This window comes from Streptomyces sp. NPDC035033, assembly GCF_040636735.1.
Taxonomy (GTDB): Bacteria; Actinomycetota; Actinomycetes; order Streptomycetales; family Streptomycetaceae; genus Streptomyces.
Genome location: NZ_JBEZUZ010000095.1, coordinates 8,898 through 30,296 on the forward strand (window position 1 = coordinate 8,898; position 21,399 = coordinate 30,296).

Genomic DNA, 21,399 nt, shown 5'->3' on the forward strand with positions numbered 1-21,399 from the left:
ACCCTCGAAGCAGGCGAGCAGATGTCGAGACTCTCCTCCGACCTGCGGAGCTTCCTCCACCAGGGCCTCCCCGGGGCGCACGGCCGGCCCGGCCCCGTCGCGCGCCTGTCCGGCAAACCCCGCGCCGCGCATTCACCGGATCAGGTGACTGAGGCCGAGGTGAAACGTCCCTCCCGCCGGCCCTCCGGCCACGCTCGACGTGACACTTGGACCCACCCTGTGGAGCGTCCGATGCAGCTGATCCCCCGTCACGACCCGTACCTCACCGTCCGCTCGGCCGGCGCGCTGACCGTCGCCGTCCTCCGCGGCGAACTCGACCTCGTCCTCGTCCGCCACCTGCGGCCCGAGCTCGACGCCCTCGTCCGCGAGGCCGACGCCCTCGCCGTCGACATCCGCCCGCTCGGCTTCTGCGACGCCACCGGCCTCGGCCTGCTCGCCCACTGCGCCCGCGGCGCCCGCGAGCGCGGGGCGCCCTGGCAGCTCGTCTGCGACCAGCCGTGGATCCTCCGCCTGGTCCGGCTCACCGGCCTCGACGAGCTGCTCCGGCCCGGGCCCGCGCTGCGCCCGCTGCCCGCGCCGCCGCTGCCCTCCGGTCCCCGCGCCCGGGCGGAGCACCCCGTCTGAGGCCCCGCGAGACGGCCGGCCCCCTCTCCGAAGACCGGTCGGCCGCGCCCTCCTTCCCCCTCCTCGGCGCCACCGGCGAGCCGGGCGAGGCCGCCCCGTACGACGTGAGGGCCGAGGCGGGGAGCGGTCCGGAGCGGAAACCCGTGGAGCGGCCGGGGGCGGGCGCGTGATGATGGCCGGATGACCACACCGACCGCCCTTCCGCCCGTGGACACGCTCGTCGTCGTCGACGTCCAGTCCGCCTTCGTCACCGGCGGCGGCGCCGTCCCCGACGCCGCCCGGCTCGTCGACCGCACCGCCGCGCTGATCGCCCGCGCCCGCGCCGCCGGCGCGCTCGTCGTCCACCTCCAGAACGACGGGCCGCCCGGCGCGGAGGACGAACCCCACACCCCGGGCTGGGAGTTGCACCACCCGGTCGTGCCCGGCCCGGCCGAGATCGTGATCCGCAAGCCGCACGACGACGGCTTCCGGGAGACCGGGCTCGGCGCGGTGCTCGCCGGGCGGGGCGCCCGGGCCCTCGCCGTCTGCGGGGTGATGTCGGAGATGTGCGTCCAGGCCACCGCCCGTACGGCCCTGGCGCGCGGCTACCGGGTCGTGGTCCCGTACGACGCCCACGCAACCCAGGACTGCCCGGCCGTCCCCGGCGTCGCCGACGCCGTCCCGGCGGCGGTGGTCTCCCGGGTCGCCGCCTACGCCCTGGGCTCCGACGCGGAGGTCACGGTCCCGGCCGCCGCCGTCGCCTTCACCGCCCCGGTGCCGGCTCCCGGGACCCCGGAAGGAGCGGCGGCGTGACCGGACTGCGCCTCCGCCCGGCCGGCGAGGCCGACCTCGCCGGCCTCGTACGGCTCCGCGACGACGCGGCCCGCTGGATGCTGGCCCGGGGGATCACCGGCCAGTGGCGGCCGGGGGAGCTGGACGAGGACCACTTCCGCCGGGTGCTGCGGCACGGCGAGGTCTGGCTCGCGGAGGACGCCGGGCGCGTCGCCGGCGCCTGGGAGCTGTGGTGGGAGGACGAGAGCGCCTGGGGACCCCAGCCGCCCGTCGCCGGCTACGTCCACCGGCTCATGACGGACCGCGCGGCCCCGCCCGGCACCGGCCGGCTGCTGCTGGCCGCCGCCGAGGACCGGGTGGCGGCCGCCGGCCGGACCCGCGTACGGCTGGACTGCCTGGCCGCCAACCCGAAGCTCACCGCCTACTACCGGCGGGCCGGCTACCGCGTCGTCGGCCACAAGGACGGCAAGCCGCAGCCGGGCGGCCCGGCGAAGTCCTTCACCCTGATGGAGAAGGAACTGCCCGCGTCCGCCTAGGACTCGTCCGCCCCGTCCGACTCCCCGCCCGTCTCCCCGCCGGTGCCCGGCTGGATGCCGGCGAGGAGGTTGAAGGCGCCGGTGAGCAGGTTGAGGCCGACCACGCCGACCACCTCGGCGATCACCCGGTCGCTCCAGCCGTGCGCCCGCACCTCGGCGACGTCCGCGTCGTCGAGCGCGCCCGGTTCGGCGAGGACCTTGAGGGCGAGGGCGATGAGGGCGGCCTCGCGCGGGTCGGTGGAGGTGCCCTGGCGGGCCAGGGCGATGTCGGACTCGCTCAGCCCGGCCGCCCGTCCGGCGGACTCGTGCGCCGCGCGGCAGGTCCCGCAGCCGATCCACTCCTGGACGGCCAGCGACAGCTTCTCGCTCAGCGCGCGCGGGATCTTCACCCGCTTCATCGCGCGGGACAGGCTCAGGTAACCCTCGATCATCGCGGGCGAGTTGGCCATCGTGGAGACCATCTCGCCCGCCGACCCGTGCCGTTCGACGATGTCCGCGAGCAGTTCGCGGGCCCGGCCCTGGGCCTGGTCGGGGGTGAGCGCCGGCAGACGGCGGGCGGGGGTGCTGGTCGTGGTCATGCGTTCCTCCTCGTCGCATCCGTGACGGATACCCTCGGGGGGTATAACGGGGGGTGGGGGGAGATCGTTCCCGCCAGGAGGGCGCCCCCGTCCGGAGGCCGTTCCCGTCCGGAGGCCGTTCCCGCTCCGCGGAGGCGCCGGGTCGCCGTCCTCACGCGGCCCGCGTGTCCCCGGTCCGCAGCACCAGGCGGGACGGGCCGTGGAAGACCCAGTCGGGGGCGTACTCCACCTCGACGAGCGGGCGGGCGTCCGGCCGGAGCGGGGGCAGCCGGTCCAGCAGCACCGCGAGCCCCGTCTCCGCCTCCAGACGGGCGAGCGCCGCCCCCGCGCAGTAGTGGATCCCCAGGCCGAAGGCGCAGTGCCGGCCCGGGGCCCGGCGGACGTCGAGGAGGTCCGGGTCGGGGAAGCGCGCGGGGTCCCGGTGGGCCGAGCCGAGGACCGCCACCAGCCGGTCCCCGCGCCGTATCTCCCGCCCGCCGAGCTCCGTGTCCCGCCACGCCCAGCGGGTCACCATCTGGACCGGCGGGTCGAAGCGCAGGAACTCGTCCACCGCGCCCGCCAGCAGGCCCGGGTCCGCGCGGAGTTCGGCCGCGGTGCCGGGCCGCGCGAGGAGGGCGAGGACCGCCTTCCCGAGGAGGCCCGTGGTCGTCTCGTGCCCCGCCGTCAGCAGGTGGACGCAGGTCGACGCGAGGACGCTGGCCGTCAGCGAGGGATCCTCCCGCGCGGCCCGCGCGAGCGCCCCCATCAGGTCGCGCGGCTCCCCGCCGGCGGCCCCCCGGGCCGCCAGCCCCGCCGTGAAGTACCGCTCCAGCTCGCCCGCCGCCCGGTCGGCGCGGGCCAGCCCCGCGGGCGAGCGGTCGCCCCGGGTGCCGCCCGCCTCCTGGAGCGCCAGCGCCCGCTCCCGGAACCACGGCCACCGCCGCGCCTCCACCCCGAGCACCCGCGCCATGACGAGCAGCGGGAACGGCGCCGCGAAGCCCTGGACCAGATCGACGGCCGGCCGGGCGGCGAGCGGGGCGGCCAGCTCCTCGGCGATCGCCCGCACGGCCGGCCGCAGGCCCGCGACGGCGGCCGGCCCGAGCGGCGGACCCACCCGGGCCCGCAGCCGGGTGTGCCGGGGCGGATCGAGGAAGACCAGCCAGTTCTCCACGACCCGGCGCAGCGTCTCGTACCCCTCCGGGACCGGCGCCGCCCGCCCACTCAGCGGCGACCGCCGCCGGTAGGCGCGCCCCGCCAGCACCCCCGCCACCTCCGCGTACCGGAAGAGGTACCAGGCGGTGGACCCGGCCCCGCGCCCGTCCGTGCCGCCCGGGCCGCCGGGCGGGGGCGTCGCGTGGACGGGGTCCCGCTCGCGGTAGCGCCGGTAGACCGGGTACGGATCGGCCAGGTCGAGCCGCGCCGGATCGAACAGCGGCAGGGTGCCCGCGCCCATCACCCGCTCCCTTCCGGCCGCGCCCCGCCCGGGCCGCTGTCCGCCCCGGACGCCGGCCGGGACCCGGCGCCGCGCACGAGGTCGGCGAGGCCGCCGGGGTCGGCGGGCGGACGGTGCCCCCGCCAGGCGACGTGGCCGTCCGGGCGGACCAGCACGAACGGATGCCCGTACCGCCGCACCGCCTCCTGCGCGCGGACGCGCTCCACGCGGAGCGGCACCCGCCGCTCGGCGAAGGCCCGTTCCGTCCCGTCCACCCCCTCCGGGCCGTCAGGTCCCAGGCGGAGCAGGGTGAACGCCCGGTCGAACAGGTCCAGCGTGGACCGCCCGGGCGCCAGCCACGCGTGCGGGGCGCGCCCGCCGGGCACGGCCGTGCGGTTCCACACCGGCCCGTCCGGCTCGGGACCCGCCCCCGCCTCCGGACCCGCGTCCCCCGCCTTCTCCTCCGCGATCACCGGCGACCGGTAGCGGTGGGAGAAGTGGGCGTCCGGGGCGTCGAACTCGCGCCGGGGGGCCGACGCGGCGATCTGCCGCCCGAGGGCCGCGCGGGCCTCCTCGCCGCGCGGCGAGTCCTCCAGGAGCGCCGCCGACAGCCGCCGGTCCAGGGTGCGGCGCAGATTGCGGTGGCTCTCCTCCAGGCCGGCGAGGGCGACCGGGCGGCGCTCGCTCCCGTACGTGTCGAGCAGCCCCGGCCCGGCCCAGCCGGCCAGTTCTGCGGCGAGCTTCCAGCCCAGGTCGGCCGCGTCGCCGATGCCGGTGGCGAGTCCGAAGCCGCCCGAGGGCGAGAGGGTGTGCGCGGCGTCGCCCGCCAGCAGCACCCGGCCGTCGCGGTAGCGGGCGGCGACCCGGTGGGTGAGGTGCCACTCCGTGTCCGACACCACCTCCACCGGCACGTCCACGGCGAGGGCCCGGCGGACCACCCGCAGGGCGTCGGCGGGCCCCGGCGGGCAGGTCAGCCGGTACAGGCCCCGGCCGTCCATCGCCCGCAGCGGATAGCGCAGCCCGCCCGGCTCGGTCACGAAGTGGACGAGGGCCGCCCGCGCGCCGAGCCGGTCCGCGAGGTCCGGCGCCCGGAAGAGGACGTTCCGCAGGGTGCGGGTGGCGTGCCGCTCCGGCGCGGCGATCCCGCACGCCTTCCGGACCGGCGAGGCCGCCCCGTCGCAGCCCACGAGGTACCGGGCGCGCACCGACGTGCGCGCCCCCGCCGCGTCCGTCAGCGCGGCCCGCACCCCGTCGGCCTCCCGGACGAACCCGGTGAGCCGGGTGCCGAGCCGCACCGGCCCCTCCGGCCGCACGCCCAGCCGCTCCAGGAGCAGCGGCACCAGCCAGTGCTGGGGGCAGATCGCCTCGGGCTCCGGCGTGTACGCCGGGAGGGGCCGCTCCCCGGCGGGGGCGAACCGCAGCCGGTGCAGCTCGTGTCCGCCGACCGCCGTCACCCACGCCACGTCCCGGGTGTGTCCGGGCGGCCAGCCCGCGGCCCGGATCGCGTCCGCCACGCCCCAGCGGCGGAACAGCTCCATCGCGCGCGGCCCCACCGTCGACACCTTGGGGTGGGTGATCCGGCCGTCCCCGGCCTCCACCAGCACGAAACCGACGCCCCGCAGGGCCAGGTCGAGGCCGAGCGCGAGCCCCACCGGCCCCCCGCCCACGACCAGGACCTCCGTCTCCTCGACCGGGCCGCCCGCCCGCGCGTCCACCGGCCCGCCCGGCCCCGCCGGGGGCCACCCGTCCGCCGGCCGCCTCGTCACCGTCATCGGCTCAACCCCTCCCCTCCGCGGCGAAGTACTCCGCGTACCAGGCCATCAGCTCCGGCACCCGGTCCGGGACGCCCGGGCACTCCCGGGCCATCGCCGCCAGGTGCCGGAAGCGCATCGCGAACCCGCGCCGGGCCACGTCCGGCCGGGCGATGTGCACCGGCGGCTCCTCCAGTTCGAAGGAGGGGCCCGCCGTCCGCCCCCGCCACCCCGAGTCGAGGGTGACGAGGAGCTCGGCGAGCGGCCGCATCATCCCGGTCATCACGTCGATCGACGCGTTCATCAGCCGGGACCGGCGCAGACTGGCGTCCGGGCTCTCCCCGAAGTGCTGGACCATCAGCTGGAGCATCAGGAAGTAGCTGCGGTTGAACAGCCGCAGCACCTGGCGGGCGTGCGCGTCGAGGACCGCGGCGCGGCCCGGATGGGCGGGATCGGCCGTCGGGTTCCGCAGGGCCGGATGGGCGGGCTCCCACGGCGCCCCCTGCCCCCGGGGCCCGTCGGCCCGCTCGGTCATGAGGAGTTCGGAGAGCCGCACGAAGGTCTCGTGGTGCGACGGCCCGCCGTCCCCCGGCGCGTCGAGGACCCCGCCCTCGCCCTGCTCGGTGACGACGTCGATCGCGAACAGCGCGCTCGACAGGTCGTCCACCTCCAACTGGTAGTCCGGGTGCCGGGAGTCGACGGCCGCGCCCAGGAAGAGGTGGTGCTCGCCGCCGCCCCGCCCCCGCTCCACCGGGAACAGGTCGGGCACCCGGGTCAGCCCGTCCCGGATCGCCGCGTACAGCTCGCTCGGCGACCCGAACGGCGCCCCCGCGCGCGCACCGCCGGCCCGCCGGCCCGACCCGGCCGTGCCGCCCGCGAGCCGCTCCGGCCGCTCGATCGCGATGAACCGCTGGAGGCTGCCCAGGTGCAGCGGCTCCAGGGCGAAGTCCAGCGGCAGCGGCAGCCGCCCCGGCGTCCCGAAGTCGATCGCCGGCACGTGGAAGGGCTCGCCCATCGCCATCAGGACGTTGTTGACGACCAGGAAGTGGACCATCTCCTCGCGGGCCACGTCGAGGAGGCTGTCCCGGATCCCCTTCGCCAGGGTCTCCCCGCCGTCGCCGCAGGCCAGCCGGAGCTGCCGGGGCGTCCACACCCCGCTGCGGACGTACGCGAAACCGGTGCCGTGCGTCGGGACCGTCCAGCCCGCGTAGAGGTACTGGAGCGAGGTCGCCAGCTCCACCGTGACCGCCTGCCACAGCGCGGCGCGCAACTGGGCCCGGGTGGTGATGCGCGGCTCCGCCGCGCGGCGCGGCGCCGGTGCCGCCGGGGCGTGCGGCCGGGCCGCCGCCGCGCCCCGGGACCGCAGATAGGCGAGGAGGAGCCGCGCCTTGGGCAGGGACAGGTCCCGCGTCGGCGGCATGTAGTAGGTGCGGTCCTTGTTCGCCGGGTCGCACATCTGCCAGACGAGCTTCGCGTACGTCTCCACCTTGCAGCGGTCCTCCAGGCTGAACACCTCGTCCCGCATGAACGGGAACAACTGCTCGTAGTACGCGAACACCTCGCGGTACAGCAGGTCGAAGCCGACCTCGGACGGCAGGACGGCGTCCAGGTGCCAGTCGTCGGGCAGCACCCGCACGGCGGCGCCGCCCGCCCACGCCCAGAAGCCGAGCGCGTCGTCGTGGTCGTAGCAGCCGGCCGCCGAGCCGGGCGCCGCCGGATCGGCCGGCGGCAGGTCCCCGGGCCCCGTCGCGAACAGCAGCCGGGCCGTGCCCGGCCGGGCCCCGGAGACCGTGAACCAGCCGCGCCCCTCCGCGTCGGTGGCCAGCCGGCACCCGGCCCCGCCCGCCCCCGGCTCACCGGCCTTCCGGCCGGTCGTCCGCCCGGCCCGGAGCCGCACGACCTCGACGTCACCGGTCCGGGCCGACGGGCCCGACGCCGCCGGATCCAGCGGCAGGGCACGCGGGTTGGGGTACTGGCGCACCTCCACCGCTCCGAACGCGGCGGGCCTGCCGCGCAGGAAGCTCCGCACCGGCACCTCGACGGCGTGCTCGTCGCCCCGCTCGGCGTCCGGATGGTCCAGGATCAGCGCGGCCTCGTCGGTGACCACCACGGCCTCCCGCTCCCGCAGCACCACCCGGTCCGCGCCGCCGCCCCCGCCGGCCCGCACCACCACGAGCCCCTCGGCCCCGGCCCGGCGCACCGCCTCCTCCGAGACGGGCGGCACCGTCGCCACCGCCCCGCCGCGGAACTCCCCGGGCAGCACCGCGACCGTCAGCCCCGACCCCGCCGTGCGCACCTCCAGCGCGGACCCGGCCCCGTCCGCCCCCACGCGCGCGTACGGCTCGTTGACGCACACCCCCTCGGGGCCGACCAGCACCGTGCACGGCCCCGGACCGCCCGGCCCGCCGCCGTCCGCCCCGTACGGGACGAGGAACCGGCCCGCCGGATGGCTGCGCGGCTCCCCCGGGCTCCACGGTGCCACGACCCCCCGCAGCCGCCAGCGCTGCGGAGCGTCTCCGGCCCCCGGCGTCCCCGCCGCCTCCCCTGCCGGCCCGGCGCCCTCGCCGGTCCCGCCGTCCTCGCCGGCCTCGTCGGCCTCCAGGACGAACTGGACCAGGAGCGCCCCGCCGTCCCGCTCCGCCACGGCCGCGCGCAGCGCCCGTACGGCGGGGGAGTCCACCGCGCCGGCCGGCCAGTCGAGCCCGTCGTCCGCCCCCGCCACGCACTGGTGGAGCGCCCGCGCCACCGGCCGGAAGCCCTGCCAGCGCGGCGGCATGAAACCGCTCAGGCCGCCCAGGCAGGCGTAGCCGGCGTCGTGCGACCGGCCGTCCCGCCCGAACGCGAACCGGCCGCCCATCAGCGTCGTCGTCCACGCGGACGCCGGGTCGACGTCGAAGACCCGCGCCCGGTTCACCGTCGTCCCCAGATAGGGGTTGTGATGGCCCCACAGGTCCACCGACCGGCCCACCAGCGGATCCGAGCGGTCGACGGCCCCCGCCGTCCGCTCCACCCCGGTGACCCGCGCCTCCCACACCAGGTGCCCGTTGCCGGAGAAGTGCCCGCCCCGCGCGCCCCGTTCCGCCAGGTGCGCGTGGTAGGCCGCCGCCGGGCCCGCGACCCCGAACGGCACCGGCGGGGCGGCCCCGTCCGCGCCGCGCAGCGCCGTGTTCCCCGCCAGGTCCACGAGGCCCGACCGCGGACCGGTGGGCAGCCGGGTCAGCGCCGTGCCCCCGAAGTACACCCGGGGCAGGTCGAAGACGCTCACGCCGCCTCCAGCCCGGCCGGCGCCGCCGCGCCCCGCCACGCCCCGCCCCGGTCCGGCCCGTCGCACCGGCGGTCGTGCCGGACGATCAGCTCCACCGCCTCCAGGGCCGACTCCACCGCCCCCTCGATCCACGCCGGTTCGGTCGCGCAGTGCTCCCCGGCGAAGTACATCCGGCCCTGCGGACGCAGCGCCCGCAGCCGCTGCTCCTCCCGCTCCGCCGGGTCCGCGCCCCAGCGGATCGTGCAGCCGCCCCGCGTCCACCGGTGCCCGCCCCAGGCCAGGCTCGCGACCCCCCGGACCATGCCGCGCCGCAGCAGCTGCGGATGCATCCGGCCCAGCTCCTCGACGACGGCCCGGTGCCGCGCGGCCTCCGGCATCCCGCCGAGCACGTCGGCGTCCTCGCCGATCGTGTAGCTGGCGAGCAGGGCCGCGCCCAGCGCGGGGTCCGCCGCCTCCGCCTCCCCGTCCCCGGCCGACGCGGACGTCGGGTAGTACGTCTGCCGGATCCGGCCGCCGCTGAACGAGGCACCGCCCCGGATGCCCTCCCGCTCCCAGAAGGGCTCCCGGCAGTGCACGGCGACCTTGGTGGCCGGGCAGTAGACGACCTCGCGGACCACGGAGAGCTTGTCGTCGTCGAAACCGGCCAGCGGCAGCGTGCGCAGCATCGAGAACGGCACCGTGCACAGCACGTAGTCGCAGCGCCGGACCCGTGCCCCCGCGCCCTCGCCGAGCCGCACGCGCACGTGGTCGGCGGCGACCGCGAAACCGGTCGCGCGCTGGCCGAGCCAGATCGGCCCCCGGATCCGGGCGGCGAGCCGCTGGACGAGCTGGTCCATGCCGCAGGCGAGCCGCACCAGCCGGGGGCTCGTCTCGGTCAGGATGTCGTCGAGGAAACCGTCGAGCCGGCCGCCGCAGCCGGCCCGGATCCCCGGGTGGGCCGCGAACAGGCCGTGCACGTCGATCCGGTCCTTGCCGCCGCCCCGCAGATGGGGCGTCAGATCGATCCGGTCCACCAGACCGAGCAGCCGCCCGCCCAGATCGGCGCGGAGCCCGTCCCGCAGCGCGGGCGGGGCGACGGCGTCGACGACCGCCGCCAGCCAGGCGCCGAACACCACCGTCTCCTCGCGGTACCCGGCGAGGCCGAGCGAGGACCGCACCTCGGCCACCAGGGCGCGCGGCGCGTCCCGCAGCCGCACGTGCCCGCCGCCGGTCGCCAGGAAGGCGTTCTCCTCCGACAGCAGCGTGCGGAAGGGGCGCACCTGGTCCGCGAGGCCGAGGTGGGCGACGTACCCCATGGTCCGGTGGTGCGCGGCGGGGATCCGCATCGCGCCCAGCTCCACGAACGGGGCGCCCTCCTGCGCCCCGAAGCGGTGGGTGCGGATCCGCCCGCCGAGCCGCAGGCTCCCCTCCAGGACCTCGACGCGGAAGCCGAGCCGCTCCAGCTCGTAGGCGGCGACGAGCCCCGCCATCCCGGCGCCGACCACGGTCACCGTGCCCGTGGCGCACGGCCGCCGGCGGGCGGAGGGGACACGGAGCGGCTGGAGGGGCCGAGGGGACGGGGAGGACCGCGCCCCACGGGGCGGCGGGACGGCGGCGGGGCTGGTGGACATGGGGATCCGACTCCCGATCGGTTCGGTGCGCACGGCAGGGACGGGCGTGGGGCGGGGCGGCCTCAGGGCCGGGAGACGGGTCTCGCGCCGGCGGCGAGCGCCGCCAGGTACTCCCGCAGCCGGTCCGCGCGGCCCAGCGGGGCGACCAGCCCCACGTACCCGTCGGGCCGCACCAGCCGCAGCTCCGCCGGATCCCCGAGGGCCGCGGCCGCGATCCGGTCGGCGGGCGTCACGGGCAGCAGCCGCACGGGGACGGGGACGGCGGCGCAGGCCGCGCGCAGCGCCCCGCGGGTGACGGAGTCGGCGCGGGCCGTGTGCACCACCAGCGTCCACGTCCCGTACGACAGCAGCCGGTGCAGCCGCACCGCCTCCCCGGGGCCCCCGGCACCGGGCCCGGGCTCCGCCGGGACCACCGGGACGTCCGGCATCCGGTCGCCGGCCCGCACGCCCGAGCCCCGGCCGGGCCCGGGCACGTGCGCGGAGAGCGGGCTGTCGCGGTGGTGCCGCCGCAGATCGCTCAGCCGCAGGTCGAGCCGCCGCTGGAAACCGGCCCGGGCCAGCGCGGCGGGCACCACCGCGGTGAAGGCCCGGTGGCCGAGCGGCGGCAGCGGCAGCTCCATGAAGTTGAACCGCATCTCCCGGATGTACCGCCGCGCCAGGAGCCGCTGTTCCGCCCCGTACGTGTCGAGCAGCGCCTCCCCGGCCTCGCCCCGGTGCACGGCGGCGAGCTTCCAGGCGAGGTTGTGGGCGCCGAGCACCCCCACGTTCATGCCGTGCCCGCCGACCGGGGCCCACGCGTGGGCGGCGTCCCCGGCGAGCAGACCGCGCCCGCTGCGCAGCCGGGCCGCGACCCGGTCGCTGAACCGGGCCCGGTTCAGCCACCGGGACGGGGCGGGGGAGAGCCGCAGGCCGGGCATCCGGGCGGTCTCCGCGACCAGGTCGCGCAGCTCGTCGAGGGTGGGGGCGGCGCCGAGCGACGGGTCGGGGTCGTCGCGGAAGCAGAAGAACCGGTAGCCGCCGTCGGGCAGCGGGAAGACCAGCAGCGCCCGGTGCGGGGCGAGGAAGATGTGTCCGAGGCCCGGCCGCTCGCCGAGCGGCCAGGTCGGCCGGGCGTTGCCCTGCACGACCTGGAGCCCGGTGCGGCGGTGGCCCTCGAACGGGATCCCGAGCCGGTCCCGGACCACGCTGCGGGTGCCCTCGCAGCCCACGATCCAGGACGCGGCGCCCGACTCGACGCGGCCGTCCGCGTGCCGCAGGGTGAACTCGGCCCGGTCGTCGTGCGCCTTCACGTCCGTGAGCTCGGTGTTCCACTCGACGCGGGTGCCGAGCCGGGCCAGCTCCTGGGCCAGCAGGCGTTCGATGACGTGCTGCTCGATGTTGAGCGGGCGGGCGAAGGCGGAGCGCGTCCAGCCGGTGGTGAGCTCGCCCAGGGGCTGGCCGCGGGCGTGCACGGTCACCGCGGCCAGCTCCACCCCGTGCGCGTCCAGGACCGCGCCGACGCCCAGCGCCTCCAGCGCCTCCCGGGCCCGCGCCCACAGCACCAGCGCGCGGGCCTCCCGCTTCGTCTCCGGCGCCCGGTCGACGATCCGGACCCCCAGGCCGAGCCGGCGCAGTCCGATCGCGAGCGTCAGCCCCACCGGCCCGGCCCCCACCACGCAGACGTCGGCGCCGCCGTCCGTCTCCCCGTCCCTGTCCCGCTCCACCCGCCACCCTCCCGTTCGCGTTCCCGTGGACCAGGGTGCGCTCCGGAAGATCACCTCCACCAGGGCGTGCGGAGGGGCGCCAGACGCACGCGACCAGCGGCGATCACTCCCCGTGCATCTGATGGGCCGTTTGGGTGAGGAAGGTGGAATCCGGCCGTCCGTCCCGTGACGGGAACCCCCGGGAGGCCGGGCGCGCCACGGCCCGGCCCCCGCCGACCTGCCGGAACCGGCCATTGCGCCGCGCGGTCCGCTCCGCCCGGCGGGCGCCCGGCGCGGCGACTTCACGCCGTCCGGCCGCCCCGCGGCGTGGCGAGTCCTCGCCGCGGTCGCCGCACCCCGCCCCGCGGGCCCCGTGGTGACCACCGGTGCCGGGGCTCGTTGGCCGGGCATGAACGCGCACACCCCCGTCGCCGTGCTGGCCGCCCTCCTGCTCGCCGCCCCCGCCGCCCCGGCCTCCACGGCCGACGCCCCGGCGGTCCCCGCCGGCGCGGCCCTCCGGCTCACCGTCACCGGCCCCGGCCCCGCCACCACCGCCCCGACGCCCGACGGCGCCGCCGCCCCCGCGTCCGCCTCGCGGACCGTCACCCTCCACTGCGACCCGCCCGGCGGCGACCACCCCCGCGCCCGGGCCGCCTGCGCGGACCTCGACGCCTCCCGGGGGCGCGTCGAGCGCGACTCCGACACCGCGTGCGTCCTCCTTTACGACCCCGTCGAGGTCCGCGCCGAGGGCGTCTGGCGCGGCCGCCCGGTCTCCTTCTCCCGCACGTACGGCAACACCTGCGAACTGAACGCCCGCACCGGCGCCGTCTTCGCCTTCTGACCGCGAGACGACCCCCGGGCACCCCGCGCCCCGCCGAACGGATGCGGCGCGGGGGCCCGGCGACGGCACCTCGGCTAGGGTGATTCGGTAGGGATTGCCCCCCGGGGCCAGGCCGATGCGTAGGTCGATGCGTGGACGCTCATCAGTCGTCACCGAGCAGGGTTCCGCAGCCGCCGCGAGCGGCCGTCGGGGACGCGGGCGTGCTCCGGGAACTGCTCCCGATCGCCCTGTGGCGCGAGGACGCCGAGGGGCGCATCGTCGAGTGGTCGCTCGCCGCGCAGGACCTCCTCGGCCACCGCCCCGAGCACGTCCTCGGCCTCCCCGCCGCCCCGCTCCTCGTGCCCGACGCCAACCGGGAGCTCGCCGAACGGCTCACCCGCCGCGTCCAGGCCGGCGAGACCATGGTCGGCACCCTCCCGGTCCGCCACCGCGACGGGCACACGGTCCCCATGGAGATGTGGATCGTGCCCGCCGCCGACCCCACCGGCCGGCCCGGCGCCATGCTCATCGCCGTGGAGACCTCCGAGGTCCTGCGGATGCGGGAGAACCTCGCCGCCATGGAGAGCCTCTTCACCCAGTCCCCCATAGGGCTCGCCCTGCTCGGCCCCGACCTGCGCTTCCTGCGCGTCAACGACGCCCTCGCCCGGATGAACGGCGTCAGCGCCGCCGAACACGTCGGCCGCCGCCTCACCGAGGTCGTGCCCGGCGTCAACACCGCCGCCCTGGAGGGCCTGATGCGGCAGGTCCTCGTCTCCCGCACGCCCGTCATCGACGCCCGCCGGGTCGGGCGCACCCCCGCCGACCCCGGACGCGACCACATCTGGTCCTGCTCCTACGCGCCCCTGATCGACCGCGGCACCCGCCCCGGCCCGGCCGGGACCACCGCCCCCGGCCCTCTGCCCGGCCACGTCGACGGTCACGCCGACGGCCCCCTTCCCGGCCGTGCCGACGGCGCCGCCGACCCCGGCCGGACCGGCCGCCCCCTCGGCATCATCGCCTCCCTCGTCGACATCACCGAGAGCCAGGAGGCGCACACCGAGGTCGAACGGGCCCGGCACCGCTTCGCGCTCCTCTCCGAGGCCGGCGCGCGCATCGGCACCACCCTCGACCTGCGGCAGACCGCCGAGGAGGTGGTCCGCTTCCTCGTGCCGCAGCTCTGCGACTCCGCCGACGTGCAGATGCTGGAAGCCGTCCTGGAACCCGACGACCCGGCCGCCTCCTCCCGGGGCGTGCTGCGCCGCATCGCCGCCGTCTTCCCCGAACCGGTGCCGCCCAGCCCGCTGCTCGGACCCGGCCAGACCTTCCAGCTGCCGGCCGGCTCCGCGTACGAGCGGCTCGTCCTCGCCGGACGGCCCACCTTCCTCGGCGACGCCGACATCCCGGTCCTCTTCCCCGGCAAGGCCGCCGAGTCGCTGCGCGCGTACCTGTCGACCCGCTTCGGCTCCGCCCGCACCGTGCCGCTGGTCGCCCGCGGACAGGTCCTCGGCGCCGTCACCGTCACCCGCCTCAAGACCCGCGAACCCTTCGACGACCAGGACGCGGTGCTCATCGACGAGGTCGTCGCCCGGGCCGCGCTCAACATCGACAACGCCCGCCTCTACACCACCCAGCGCGCCGCCGCCCTCGCCCTCCAGCGCAGCCTCACCAACAGCGCGCTGCCCGCCGTCACCGGCCTCGAACTCACCGGCCGCTACCTCCCCGCGAGCGCGCACGACGTCGGCGGCGACTGGTTCGACGTGATCGAGCTGCCCGGCGGCCGCACCGGCCTCGTCATCGGCGACGTGATGGGCCACGGCATCCACGCGGCCGCCGTCATGGGCCAGCTCCGCACCGCCGTGCGGACCCTGGCCCGCCACGACATCCCGCCCGCCGAGATGCTGCGCTCCCTCGACGCCGTCGTCGCCGACCTCGGCGAGGACACCATGGCGACCTGCCTGTACGCCGTGCACTCCCCGGCCGGCCACACCTGGACGATCGCCCGCGCCGGCCACCTGCCGCCGGCCGTGGTCACGCCCGACGGGACGGTCTCCTTCCTCCAGGGGCCGCCGGGCACCCCGCTCGGCACCGGCGCGCACGACTTCGGCACCGAGGAACTCCCGCTGCCGCCCGGGGGGTTGCTCGTGCTGTACACGGACGGGCTGATCGAGGCCCGGGACCGGGACCTCGACGAGGGGATGCGTCAGCTCGGCCTCGCCCTGGGCAGGGCCGACGGCCCGCTGGAGGAGGTGTGCGACGGCGTCCTGGCCCGGCTCCTCGTGGGCCCGGCCCAGGACGACGTGGCCCTCGTCCTGGCCCGTGCGACCTCCTGACCGCCCCGTACGGGCCCTCCCGCGGCCGCCGGTCCGTCCTCCCGGGGACGGGCGTCAGGCCGCGCGGATCCGGTACAGGTCGCGCAGGAGGGCGATCTCGGCGCCGTGGTGCAGGAGTTCCTGGTTCACCCACCACACGATCTCCAGGAACGGCTCCTCCGCGTCGCCGCCGTGCGGGTAGGTGCACAGCCCGACCGTGTCCAGCCCCTCGTCGCCGACGGAGAGCAGCGCCGAGCGCCACGCCCCGGCGGCCGCGTCGAAGTCGGCGACCGCCGACTTCGCGTCACCGATCACGCGGTAGTCGTCGCGGGTCAGCGAGCGGGTGCCGGCCGTGTGGTCGGCGCGGAGCAGGAGCAGCTCGCTGAGGTGCGAGAGGCGCCAGGCGAGGGTGGTGAACGGCGGCGGCACGGGATGCGGGAACGGAGCGGTGTCCCGGCCCCACTCGCCGGCGCCGCTCAGCTGCGCGGCGGCCGGCCCGGGCCCGTCGGCCCGCCGCCGCACCGACCAGCAGCCCGGCTCCGGCTCCCACCGGTACTCGTCGTCGGTCAGCGGCCCCACCGGCACGTCGGTGCCGTTGCCGCTGTCCACCACCGGGCCGGACAGACGGTCCGTCAGCCGCTGCCGGGCGAAGTCGAACTGGGCGAGGAGGGGGACGAGTCGGGCGGGTGTCGCCATGGGACGGCTCCGATGCGCGGGGACGGGTCGCCGGTACCCTGCCACGGCACCGTCCGCTGCGCACCCGGGTTTCACCGGCCGCCGCCCCGCCGCTCGCCGGCGCCCCGGCCCATCGACTCCACCAGGGGCAGCATCCGGTGCGCGACCCGCTCGCGCAGCGCGATCTCGGTGCGGGTGCGGACCACCCCCGGCAGCCGGATCAGCCGCTGGATCACGTCCTCCAGGTGGCCCGCGTCCCGGGCCACCACCCGCGTCAGCAGGTCGCCCCCGCCGGTGATGGAGAACGCCTCGACGATCTCCGGCACGGCGGCGAGCGCGTCGCCGACCTCGTCGAGCCGGCCCTGCGTGACCTCCACGTGCACGAAGGCGAGCACGGGGTGCCCGAGCGCGGCGGGGGAGAGGACCGGGCCGGTGGCCGTGATCACCCCGTCGCGTTCGAGCCGGTCGATGCGGGCCTGTACGGTGCCCCGGGCGATGCCCAGGATCCGCGCGTACTCCCGCACGCTGGTGCGCGGCTGCTCGATCAGGAGCCGCAGGATGCGGGTGTCGAGTTCGTCCACCGCCATGGCGTGCCGGCCTCCCCGTGCCGCCGGGGCGGGCCGGCCCCGGCGTGATGGTCCGCCCGGCGGGGTGATCCGCCGGAACGGTCCCGACTGTACCCAGCGGCGGACCGGCCGCCCCCGAGGGGCGCGTTCCGCGGTCCCCACGCGCGCGTACCGCACCCACCGGCGCGGTCGGCATGCTCGCGGCCGGGCCCCCGGGCCCCACGCGCGCGTACCGCACCCCGGGCCGGGACGGGGTCGTCCGATCGGCCGACCCCCCGGTCCGCCGGGCGGGGCCGCACGGCCATCCGCCGGGCCGACCGGGCGGGCCCCGTACCGCACCCAGGATGGAGTGCGGAGCGGGACGGCGAGACGGCCTCCCGGCTCTCCCGGACCCCGGCGACCGCCGGGCCCGCCGTCCCCCGCCCGATCACCGAGGAGTGACCGACCATGAAGCAGATCTCGAAGCGCGCCCGTGTCCTGACCGGTGGCGCGGCCCTGGTCGCCCTGGGCGCCGGCGCCTTCGGCGCGGTCTCCGCGAACGCCGCCACCCCGGCCGCCGCCCCCGCCGCCGTCGTCAAGGCCGACGCGAAGAACAAGAACACCACCACCAGCACCCACCTGACGATCGACGCCGCCACCAAGGCCGCGCAGGCCGCCCTCGACGCCGCGGAGAAGGAGAACCAGCGGGTCTCCGTCGCCGTCGTCGACCGCAACGGCAACACGATCGTCACCCTCCGCGGCGACGGCGCCGGCCCGCAGTCCTACGAGTCGGCCGAGAAGAAGGCCTACACCGCCGTCTCCTGGAACGCGCCCACCACCGAGCTGGTCAAGCGCCTGGAGCAGGCCCCCAACCTCAAGGACATCCCCGGCACCCTCTTCCTCGGCGGCGGCGCCCCCGTCACCTCGAAGAACGCCCCCATCGCCGGCATCGGCGTGGCGGGCGCCCCCTCCGGCGACCTCGACCAGAAGTTCGCCCAGGCCGGCGTCGACGCCCTCGCGAAGTAACCCCGCGGGGCCTTTCGCCCCGGCGGCGTCCGGTCACGCCCGTCCGGACGCCGCCGGCCCCCGCCCCGGGGCCGTGCGCACCGTCCGGCGCGCGGCCCCGGCGCCCCTCCTTCCCGCGCCCTCCGCGCCCGCCCCCGAACCAGAGGAGACCGCCGTGACCGCCGCACCCCACCACCGGCTCCTCGCCGCCGCCCGCCGGGGCGACGCCGACGGGGTCCGCGCCGCGCTCGCCGACGGCGCCCCGACCGAGACCCGGGACGAGGAGCTGCGCTCCCCGCTGCTGCTCGCCGTGGCCGGCGACCACGTCGAGGCCGCCCGCGCGCTCGTCGCCGCCGGCGCCGACGTCAACGCCCGGGACGCCCGGTACGACACCCCCTGGCTGGCCACCGGAGCCACCGGCAGCGTGGCGATGCTGCGGGTGCTGCTCGCCGCCGACCCCGCCCCCGACCTCCGGCTGACCGACCGCTTCGGCGGCACCAGTCTCATCCCCGCCGCCGAACGCGGCCACGTCCCGTACGTCCGGGCCGTCCTGCGCGAGACCCCCGTCGACGTCGACCACGTCAACGACCTCGGCTGGACCGCGCTCCTGGAGGCGGTCATCCTCGGCGACGGCGGCCCCGCCCACCAGAAGGTCGTCGCGCTGCTGCTCGCCGCCGGAGCCGACCCCGGGCTCGCCGACGCGTACGGCACCACCGCCCTGGAGCACGCCGAGCGGCGCGGCCACACCGCGCTCGCCGCCCTGCTGCGGCACGCCCCCGCCGCTCCGGCCACCCTGACCTGAGCTGGTCCGTCGGCCCACACCTGGACCGGTTCCACGCGCGAAGACCGGGCCATTGGCCCAGCCTTCCGGAGCTGATTTGAGCCAAGCGCCCGGTCGGTGTTTCTCTTGTGTCCACCAGGTACTTTCGGCGCCGCAGCGCCGGGACGGCGACGAGGCCGCCCCGGACCGCGGCGCCTTCGTCGTGTCCGTGCGCGCCCCACCACCCCGGGGGCAGGGCGCACGGCGGGCGAGCGGCAAGACGAGGGGGCGGCCGACCGTCATGAGGAAGATGTTCGTGGCTCCGGATCCGGGGCTCCTCCGGCTCAGGACCGGACTGCGCGCCGTGCTCGGCATCGCGCTCGCGGTGGCCGTCGCGGAGCTGGCCGGCTTCTCGCTGACCGCGTCGATCACCGGCGGACTGGCGGCGCTGCTCGCCCTGTTCACCGTCGCCGACGCCACCGTCCGCCGCCAGGCCGTCACCACTCTGCTGCTGCCGCTCGCCGGCTTCCCGGTCCTCGCGCTGGCCACGCTGCTGCACGACCACACCCTGATCCGGGACGCGGCCTTCCTCCTCGTCGTCCTCTGCGGCGTCTACGCCCGGCGCTGGGGCCCGCGCGGCCACGCGCTCGGCATCTTCGCCTTCATGAACTTCTTCAGCACCCAGTTCCTGCACGCCGTGCCCGCCCAGCTCCCCGAGCTGTACGCGGCCGTGGGCATCGCCCTCGCGGCGGCCGGGGCGGTGCGCTTCGCGCTCTGGCCGATCGAGCGGCGCACCCCGCCGCCCGCGGTCCCCGCCCCGCTGCCCGGCACCGGTCTCGCCCGGATCACCACCCGGCAGGCGATCCAGGCCACCGCCGCCTGCGCGGTGGCGCTCGGCATCGGCCAGGTGCTCTCCGAGGAGCGCTGGTACTGGGCCGTCGGCACCACCTGGTGGATCTTCGTGAACACCGTCTCCCGCGGCGAGACCCTGGTCCGCGGCTTCCGCCGCTTCCTCGGCACCCTCCTCGGCATCGCCGTCGGCATGGTCGTCGCCCTCCCGCTGCACGGCGCCCCGCTGCCCACCGCCCTCCTGGTGGCCGTCTGCGTCTTCGGGATCTTCTACACCGCGCCGCTCTCCTACAGCTGGATGATGCTCGCGGTCACCGTGATGGCCGGCCTGCTGTACGGGCTCCTCGGCGTCCTCGACCCGGCGCTGCTCGTGCTGCGCCTGGAGGAGACCGTCGTCGGCGCGGTCTGCGCCGCCCTCGCCGTCCTGCTGATCCTCCCGGTCACCACCCACGCCATCAACGAGGCGTGGATCCAGCGCGCCCTGCGCGCCGTCCACGCGGCGACCGCCGCCTCCGAGCGGCGGCTCGCCGGCGACGGGTCGGCCGACCCCACCCCGCACGTCGCCGAGCTCGACCTGCTCCTCGGCCGGGTGCGGCTCTCCCTCGCCCCGCTCGTCCACCCGCTGAGCCCCTTCCGCGCGCGCAAGGCCCGGGCCCGCCGGGTCCTCGCCCTGCTCGACGAGTGCGCCGCCGAGGTGCGCGGCCTCGCGGCCGTCGCGGCCGACCCGGACGCCAGCCACGACGCCCGGCTCGCCGCCGCCTGCTGGCGGGTCGAGGCGGCCGTCGAGCGGCTCACCTCGCCCGGTGCGCCGCAGGCCGCGCCGGTCCGGCCCGTCGCGGAGCCCGCGGCGGCGCCCCACCCGGCCCCCGCCGCCCTCGGCCACGTCAGCGGCCTGGAGCGGCTGCTCGCCGCCCTCGACGAGCCGCTGCGCACCCGGCCCGGCTCCCTCCTCGTCCGCTCCTGAGCCCGGACGCCCGACCGATCGAACTTGGTCTAGACCGCCTGCTAACGTCGGCCCGAGACGGCCGGTCGCGGTGACCGGCCCGGGGCAGGGAGGCGCCGTGGGCGGGATCGACCGGACAGAGCAGCGAGGGCCGGGCCGGGGACGGGCCTACCTCGGCTCCTTCACCTCGAACGGCGGCCGCGGGGTGCTCGCCGCCGACGTCGACCCGGCCACCGGCGCCCTCACCGTGACGGGCGGCACCGACGCCGTCGCCGACCCCTCCTACCTCGCCCTCGCGGGCGGCGTCCTGTACGCGGTCTCCGAGACCGACCGGGGCGCCGTCGCCGCCCTCGACCCCGACGGCCCCGCCCCGCGCCCGCTCGGCGCCCCCGTCCCCGTCGACGGCTCCGGCCCCACCCACCTGGCCGTCGCCGCCGGCCACCTCCTCACCGCCAACTACACCTCCGGCAGCGTCAGCGTCCTGCCGCTGGCCGCCGACGGCACCCCCGGCCCCGCCACCGCCGTCCTCCACCACGAGGGCGGCGGCCCGGTCGCCGACCGGCAGTCCTCGCCCCACGCCCACCAGGTCCTGCCCGCCCCCGGCGGACGCTGGACGGTCAGCGTGGACCTCGGTACGGACTCCGTGCGCGTCTGCGCCCTCGACCCGGCCACCGGCGCCCTCCGCCTCCACCAAGAGACCGTCCTGCGGCCCGGCTACGGCCCCCGCCACCTCGCCTTCCACCCCGCGGGCGGCCACGCCTACGTCGTCGGCGAGCTGGAGCCCGCCGTCACCGTCTGCCGCTGGGACGCCGAGTGCGGCGAGCTGACGCCGCTGGCGGAGATCCCGCTCGTCGCCACGGGCGCCGCCGGGCCGGCGTACCCCTCCGCCGTCGTCGTGGCGCCCGACGGACGGTTCCTGTGGGTGGCGGTGCGCGGCACCGACACGATCGCCGTCCTCGTCCTCTCCCCGGCGGGCGACGAGGCGATCCGCTCCACCGCGGTCTCCTGCGGCGGGGCGTGGCCCCGCGACCTGGCCCTCGACCCGTCCGGGCGGCGGCTGTACGCGGCGAACGAGCGGTCCGGCGACGTCACCTGGTTCGACGTCGACCCGCAGACCGGCACCCCGGTCCGCGCCGGCTCCGTCGAGGTCCCGGCGGTCACCTGCGTCGTCCTCGACTGAGCGGGCGGCCGGGCACGGGCGCAGGGGGGCCGCCCCCGGCGGGCCCGGCCCGGGGCGCACCGCTGATAGGTGGGGGTCGGACACG

General features: G+C 77.7%; 17 protein-coding genes. 9 read left to right on the forward strand and 8 right to left on the reverse strand.

Translation table 11 applies throughout. From position 1 onward, the window contains the following. Positions 1–231 precede the first annotated feature (231 nt). From AB0E83_RS29205 to AB0E83_RS29215, 3 genes are all read left to right on the forward strand, one after another. Positions 232–624 (forward strand): STAS domain-containing protein, encoded by a 393-nt coding sequence (locus AB0E83_RS29205; RefSeq protein WP_362118283.1) that lies wholly within the window; start codon positions 232–234, stop codon positions 622–624. 180 nt (positions 625–804) lie between these two features. After that, complete coding sequence (locus AB0E83_RS29210) at positions 805–1,416, forward strand: isochorismatase family protein (RefSeq protein WP_362118286.1); 612 nt, start codon at positions 805–807, stop codon at positions 1,414–1,416. Further along, positions 1,413–1,931 carry a GNAT family N-acetyltransferase gene (locus tag AB0E83_RS29215; protein ID WP_362118289.1) on the forward strand — a complete coding sequence of 173 codons (519 nt, stop codon included), beginning with the start codon at positions 1,413–1,415 and terminating at the stop codon, positions 1,929–1,931. Before AB0E83_RS29210 ends, AB0E83_RS29215 begins: the two co-directional genes overlap by 4 nt. On the opposite strand, the gene AB0E83_RS29220 is transcribed toward AB0E83_RS29215, so the two are convergent. The 6 genes from AB0E83_RS29220 to AB0E83_RS29245 form a co-directional block, all read right to left on the reverse strand. Beyond that, positions 1,928–2,509, reverse strand: a complete 582-nt coding sequence (locus tag AB0E83_RS29220) for an alkylhydroperoxidase (protein WP_362118292.1) — start codon at positions 2,507–2,509, stop codon at positions 1,928–1,930. The two genes, AB0E83_RS29215 and AB0E83_RS29220, sit on opposite strands and share 4 nt — an antisense overlap. A 151-nt stretch (positions 2,510–2,660) precedes the next feature. Next, positions 2,661–3,941 (reverse strand): cytochrome P450, encoded by a 1,281-nt coding sequence (locus tag AB0E83_RS29225; protein ID WP_362118295.1) that lies wholly within the window; start codon positions 3,939–3,941, stop codon positions 2,661–2,663. Beyond that, entirely contained in the window at positions 3,941–5,692 is a 1,752-nt protein-coding gene (locus AB0E83_RS29230; protein ID WP_362118298.1) for an FAD-dependent monooxygenase, read from the reverse strand. Before AB0E83_RS29230 ends, AB0E83_RS29225 begins: the two co-directional genes overlap by 1 nt. Positions 5,693–5,696: 4 nt before the next feature. Then, complete coding sequence (locus tag AB0E83_RS29235; protein ID WP_362118301.1) at positions 5,697–8,936, reverse strand: ferritin-like domain-containing protein; 3,240 nt, start codon at positions 8,934–8,936, stop codon at positions 5,697–5,699. Next, entirely contained in the window at positions 8,933–10,546 is a 1,614-nt protein-coding gene (locus AB0E83_RS29240) for an NAD(P)/FAD-dependent oxidoreductase (RefSeq protein ID WP_362118304.1), read from the reverse strand. Before AB0E83_RS29240 ends, AB0E83_RS29235 begins: the two co-directional genes overlap by 4 nt. 62 nt (positions 10,547–10,608) lie before the next feature. Next, positions 10,609–12,249 carry an FAD-dependent monooxygenase gene (locus tag AB0E83_RS29245; protein WP_362118307.1) on the reverse strand — a complete coding sequence of 547 codons (1,641 nt, stop codon included), beginning with the start codon at positions 12,247–12,249 and terminating at the stop codon, positions 10,609–10,611. A gap of 388 nt (positions 12,250–12,637) precedes the next feature. On the opposite strand from AB0E83_RS29245, the gene AB0E83_RS29250 reads away from it, so the two are divergent. Together AB0E83_RS29250 and AB0E83_RS29255 are read left to right on the forward strand one after the other, a co-directional pair. Continuing rightward, positions 12,638–13,069, forward strand: coding sequence for an SSI family serine proteinase inhibitor (locus tag AB0E83_RS29250; RefSeq protein ID WP_362118310.1), 432 nt, complete (start codon positions 12,638–12,640; stop codon positions 13,067–13,069). 131 nt (positions 13,070–13,200) lie between these two features. Further along, complete coding sequence (locus AB0E83_RS29255; RefSeq protein WP_362118313.1) at positions 13,201–15,378, forward strand: SpoIIE family protein phosphatase; 2,178 nt, start codon at positions 13,201–13,203, stop codon at positions 15,376–15,378. A 54-nt stretch (positions 15,379–15,432) separates the two neighbouring features. On the opposite strand, the gene AB0E83_RS29260 is transcribed toward AB0E83_RS29255, so the two are convergent. Next, positions 15,433–16,053 (reverse strand): DinB family protein, encoded by a 621-nt coding sequence (locus AB0E83_RS29260; RefSeq protein WP_362118315.1) that lies wholly within the window; start codon positions 16,051–16,053, stop codon positions 15,433–15,435. A 71-nt stretch (positions 16,054–16,124) separates the two neighbouring features. Continuing rightward, a complete protein-coding gene (locus tag AB0E83_RS29265) occupies positions 16,125–16,619 on the reverse strand; it encodes an Lrp/AsnC family transcriptional regulator (RefSeq protein WP_362118318.1) in 495 nt (164 codons plus the stop codon). A gap of 426 nt (positions 16,620–17,045) precedes the next feature. Here AB0E83_RS29265 and AB0E83_RS29270 point away from each other — a divergent pair, with 426 nt between their 5' ends. From AB0E83_RS29270 to AB0E83_RS29285, 4 genes are all read left to right on the forward strand, one after another. Continuing rightward, positions 17,046–17,603: a heme-binding protein gene (locus AB0E83_RS29270; RefSeq protein WP_362118321.1), complete on the forward strand. Its 558-nt coding sequence runs from the start codon at positions 17,046–17,048 to the stop codon at positions 17,601–17,603. A 154-nt stretch (positions 17,604–17,757) separates the two neighbouring features. After that, positions 17,758–18,384 carry an ankyrin repeat domain-containing protein gene (locus AB0E83_RS29275; RefSeq protein ID WP_362118324.1) on the forward strand — a complete coding sequence of 209 codons (627 nt, stop codon included), beginning with the start codon at positions 17,758–17,760 and terminating at the stop codon, positions 18,382–18,384. 259 nt (positions 18,385–18,643) lie between these two features. Then, positions 18,644–20,155 (forward strand): FUSC family protein, encoded by a 1,512-nt coding sequence (locus tag AB0E83_RS29280; RefSeq protein WP_362118327.1) that lies wholly within the window; start codon positions 18,644–18,646, stop codon positions 20,153–20,155. Between the two features lie 97 nt (positions 20,156–20,252). Continuing rightward, entirely contained in the window at positions 20,253–21,314 is a 1,062-nt protein-coding gene (locus tag AB0E83_RS29285; RefSeq protein WP_362118330.1) for a lactonase family protein, read from the forward strand. The last annotated feature ends 85 nt before the right edge of the window (positions 21,315–21,399 follow it).

Coding starts and splice junctions, on each gene's coding strand:
- AB0E83_RS29205 (WP_362118283.1), top strand. CDS start 232: ATGCAGCTGATCCCCCGTCACGACCCGTACCTCACCGTCCGCTCGGCC.
- AB0E83_RS29210 (WP_362118286.1), top strand. CDS start 805: ATGACCACACCGACCGCCCTTCCGCCCGTGGACACGCTCGTCGTCGTC.
- AB0E83_RS29220 (WP_362118292.1), bottom strand. CDS start 2,509: ATGACCACGACCAGCACCCCCGCCCGCCGTCTGCCGGCGCTCACCCCC.
- AB0E83_RS29225 (WP_362118295.1), bottom strand. CDS start 3,941: ATGGGCGCGGGCACCCTGCCGCTGTTCGATCCGGCGCGGCTCGACCTG.
- AB0E83_RS29230 (WP_362118298.1), bottom strand. CDS start 5,692: ATGACGGTGACGAGGCGGCCGGCGGACGGGTGGCCCCCGGCGGGGCCG.
- AB0E83_RS29240 (WP_362118304.1), bottom strand. CDS start 10,546: ATGTCCACCAGCCCCGCCGCCGTCCCGCCGCCCCGTGGGGCGCGGTCC.
- AB0E83_RS29250 (WP_362118310.1), top strand. CDS start 12,638: ATGAACGCGCACACCCCCGTCGCCGTGCTGGCCGCCCTCCTGCTCGCC.
- AB0E83_RS29260 (WP_362118315.1), bottom strand. CDS start 16,053: ATGGCGACACCCGCCCGACTCGTCCCCCTCCTCGCCCAGTTCGACTTC.
- AB0E83_RS29265 (WP_362118318.1), bottom strand. CDS start 16,619: ATGGCGGTGGACGAACTCGACACCCGCATCCTGCGGCTCCTGATCGAG.
- AB0E83_RS29270 (WP_362118321.1), top strand. CDS start 17,046: ATGAAGCAGATCTCGAAGCGCGCCCGTGTCCTGACCGGTGGCGCGGCC.
- AB0E83_RS29280 (WP_362118327.1), top strand. CDS start 18,644: ATGAGGAAGATGTTCGTGGCTCCGGATCCGGGGCTCCTCCGGCTCAGG.